At 67.6% G+C, this 759-nt stretch carries 1 protein-coding gene; it reads left to right on the forward strand.

Annotated elements, in window-relative coordinates; translation table 11 throughout:
* Positions 1–759, forward strand: a 759-nt coding sequence (locus tag KBX08_RS33360; RefSeq protein WP_210787727.1) for a molybdopterin-dependent oxidoreductase, incomplete at both ends; no start/stop codon positions are given.

Consider the following 759-nt stretch of genomic DNA (forward strand, 5'->3'; position numbering starts at 1 on the left):
CGCACCCGGTGGGTTTCCAGTGGGTGATGGAGGCCAAGCGCAAGGGTGCGAAGGTCTTCCACGTCGATCCACGGTTCACCCGGACGAGTGCGGTCGCGGATGAGTACGTGCCGATCCGGGCGGGCACTGACATCGCGCTGCTCGGCGGGGTGGTGCGCTACATCCTGGACCACGAGTTGGACTTCCGGGAGTACGTGCTCGCGTACACCAATGCGGCGACGATCGTCAGCGAGGAGTTCAGCGACACCGAGGACGGCGACGGCTTCTTCTCCGGCTTTGACCCGGAGACCGGCACCTACGTGCAGGACAGCTGGCAGTACGAGGGGCACGAGGGTTCGTCCGGCAGTGGGCACACCGCCCAGGAGCGGGACAGCGCCGCGGGGTTGACGCACGAGTCGCACGGCGCGCCGGTGGGCGGGCAGACCCGGCGCGACGAGACGTTGCAGCATCCGCGCTGCGTCTACCAGATCCTCAAGCGACACTTCTCCCGTTACACCCCGGAGATGGTGGAGCGGGTCTGTGGCATCTCGCAGGCGCAGTTCCTGGAGTTGGCGCGGGCGTGGACGGCGAACTCCGGTCGGGACCGCACCGGCATGCTGATCTACTCGGTGGGCTGGACGCAGCACAGTGTGGGTGTGCAGTACATCCGCACCGGGGCGATCATCCAGCTGTTGCTGGGCAACATGGGTCGCCCGGGTGGCGGGGTGATGGCGCTTCGTGGCCACGCCAGCATCCAGGGCTCGACCGACATCCCGACGT

The sequence above is a fragment of the Micromonospora sp. H61 genome, assembly GCF_018070325.1.
GTDB lineage: Bacteria > Actinomycetota > Actinomycetes > Mycobacteriales > Micromonosporaceae > Micromonospora > Micromonospora salmantinae.